Here is a 2,741-nt window from a genome sequence, read left to right as displayed (position 1 = left end):
TTGCATGTTGATATGAGGAGGTAAGTCGTGGCATTTTTCTCAAAAGACCTGGCAATAGACCTTGGTACTGCGAACACAGTTGTATACGTCAAAAACAAGGGTGTCGTCATTCGCGAGCCCACCATCGTGGCGACCGATGCCAAGACCGGCACCGTGCTTGCCGTCGGCGACGACGCCAAGAAGATGGCAGGACGCACGCCCCAGTCGATTACCGTGACACGTCCCCTGAGGGACGGTGTCATAGCAGACTTCACGGTAACCGAGAAGCTTCTTGAATACTTCATTCGAAAAGCGTCTGGAACAGGTCTCTTCGCCCGTCCACGCGTGCTTGTCGGGATCCCGTCCGGCATCACCCAGGTTGAGATGAAGGCCGTCATCGACGCAGCCCTCAACGCCGGCGCGAGAGAGGCAAAGCTTATCCAGGAACCCATGGCCGCTGCCATCGGCGCCGACCTCCCCGTCTCTGATGCTCGTGGAGTCATGATCGTCGATGTTGGCGGCGGTACGGCCGAGGTCGCGGTCATCTCGATGAAGGGCATTGTCACATCGCGGTCACTGCGCATTGCGGGTGACGAGATGACGGAAGCGATAGCGACGCATATCCGCCGTCGCTACAATCTGCTCATCGGAGATGTGACAGCCGAGGAAGTCAAACTCGCCATTGGCTCCGCCTACCCGCTCGAAAGCGAGAGGACCTATGAAGTTCGGGGCAGAGACTTGATCAACGGCTTGCCAAAATCGGTCGAGGTCACGAGCGAGGAGATTCGCGACGCACTCAAGGAACCTTTGGAGCAGATTCTCGCGACGATCAAGTCGGCACTTGAGCTGACCCCGCCTGAACTCTCAGCGGACATTATCGACAGCGGTATCATGCTTTCGGGCGGTGGCGCACTTATCATGGGCTTTGACAAATTTATCTCCACCCGTACGGGTATTCTTGTCAGTATCGCAGAGGACCCATTGCAGTGTGTCGCCAAGGGCGCAGGCAAGGTCCTCGAGAACTACGATTTGCTGCACGAGGTTTTGATATAACGAATGCCTGGTCCGGTACGGAAGCCTACCCGCAGGTCCACTAGCCTGCTGTTTATAGCGCTGTTTCTCGCGCTGGCGACCGTCATCGGACTGGCGTCTTATGGCGTTACGCTCGGAAACCTTGCATTCAGCGGGGTTCAACGCGTTGTCCGGACGCTTGGCGGGGCTGTCTCGGCAGCAAGTGACAGTGTGGCCGCATACGGTCAATCCCTGCTGTTTGCCCGAGGCATCTATGCTGAGAACGAGACCCTCCGCAGCGAGAACCAGTATCTCGATGCTCGCCTGCGCCTCGTTCTCAGCGATCACGATGAATTGAAACGGCTGCAAGCGCAGTTAGCGATCCAACAACAGTTGCCGGTCAAGAGTGTCCTTGCCCAAGTGACGGGAAGGGCAATTGGTTTGAACTCCATGGACGTGTTCATAGACCACGGAACGGCCCTCGGGGTAGCCGACGGTGCTGGAGTATTTGTCGCAGACTCGACCGGCCAAGTCTATGTGTATGGCAAAGTCCGGGGCGTATTCAAGTCCAATGCGACAGTGATCCCACTGCTGGATAGCAGGTGCGTCATCTCCGGCATCAACCGGCGCACCGGGGAGGACGTGCTCGTCAAGGGCACCAATGGAGAGTACTGTGATTTATCATACGTCTCACCACTGCCCCAGTTCCAATCGGGTGATATCGTCGTCACTTCCAGCAGCTCAGGAATCTTTCCTCCCAACATCCCTATCGGCAGAGTGGACGCGTTGACCACCGGCACCGCGACACGCCTCGTCCTGCGCCCATTTGCAGCCGTCTGGGCGACACGTTACCTTCTTGTGACGCAGAACTCGAAATGAATTCGAAACAGCAGTATGCCGTCCTGACAGGGGTTCTGGCCATGGAGACATTCGTGTTTGCGTTGTTCTGCAGCATCACGTTGCACACCCCGGGCGCGGGAGCCTTTGGTTTCCTCGTGGCAGCGGCCATCGTCTTCTACTACAGCGTACGCCATCCCACTCCCTTTGGTGTTGCTGCTGGACTTTTCAATGTACTCCTCCTATCGTACTTCAGCCAGTCGCAGGCGCTGCCCACTGCCCTGCTACTGCTGTTGGTCGTCGGCGCCTCGCCCTACATCGAACAACTTGCACCTAGCCTCGCCCGCATAGCCTTCACGGGCGCTTATGCGGTCACGGTACTCGTTCTCGCCTTCCTCACCAGAGGTAATACTGCTCCCAGTCTCATAGCTCTATTGTGGTACTGCGGCGCAGCAGCCGTCACAGGGCTTGTGGGGTCCCGGTATCTGGTCAGGCGTTCGCCTCTCGAGCAGAATCATGGATAAGCTTCAACGATTCCGGCAAACCCGGCGATTCCTTGCAGTCACCATTCTCTTCACGGTGATCTTATTGGGCATCGTGGCTCGCCTTTACTTTCTGCAGGTCGTCAAAGGCACCTATTATGCAGGAGTCGCGGAAGACAACCGCCTGCGCATCATCAGCACAGATGCTCCGCGGGGCGAAATCCGCGACAGGAACGGGGTCATTCTCGCAACCGACGTTCCATCATTCGACATCGTCGTGACGACCTATGACCTCAAGAACTCCAACCAGGAGTTGGGTGTCGTAGCTCAGCTGACAGGCGCGAAGCTTCAGACTCTCAAGGACACAGTCAAGAAAGCCGGCGCCGGGCCCTATACACCTATCACCGTCGTTCGCAACGTCAGCAAGGTCGT

3 protein-coding genes and 1 pseudogene are annotated in these 2,741 nt (G+C 57.2%); all 4 read left to right on the top strand.

Features of this window, described 5'->3' with window-relative positions:
- The first annotated feature begins 27 nt into the window (after window positions 1-27).
- Entirely contained in the window at window positions 28-1,032 is a 1,005-nt protein-coding gene (gene mreB, locus SMC5_RS04495) for a rod shape-determining protein (RefSeq protein WP_119089823.1), read from the top strand.
- Window positions 1,033-1,035: 3 nt separating this feature from the next.
- Window positions 1,036-1,869, top strand: a complete 834-nt coding sequence (mreC, locus tag SMC5_RS04490) for a rod shape-determining protein MreC (RefSeq protein ID WP_119119766.1) — start codon at window positions 1,036-1,038, stop codon at window positions 1,867-1,869.
- Window positions 1,866-2,351: a hypothetical protein gene (locus tag SMC5_RS04485; protein WP_119119765.1), complete on the top strand. Its 486-nt coding sequence runs from the start codon at window positions 1,866-1,868 to the stop codon at window positions 2,349-2,351. Before mreC ends, SMC5_RS04485 begins: the two co-directional genes overlap by 4 nt.
- Window positions 2,344-2,741, top strand: a pseudogene (locus SMC5_RS04480) (hypothetical protein); the annotation flags it as partial. The gene SMC5_RS04485 and the pseudogene SMC5_RS04480, both read left to right, overlap by 8 nt.

The organism is Candidatus Cryosericum odellii, assembly GCF_003570935.1.
Taxonomy (GTDB): Bacteria; Caldisericota; Caldisericia; order Cryosericales; family Cryosericaceae; genus Cryosericum; species Cryosericum odellii.
Note: the sequence above shows the minus strand (reverse complement) of the source record. Positions and strands in the feature narration are given on the sequence as shown.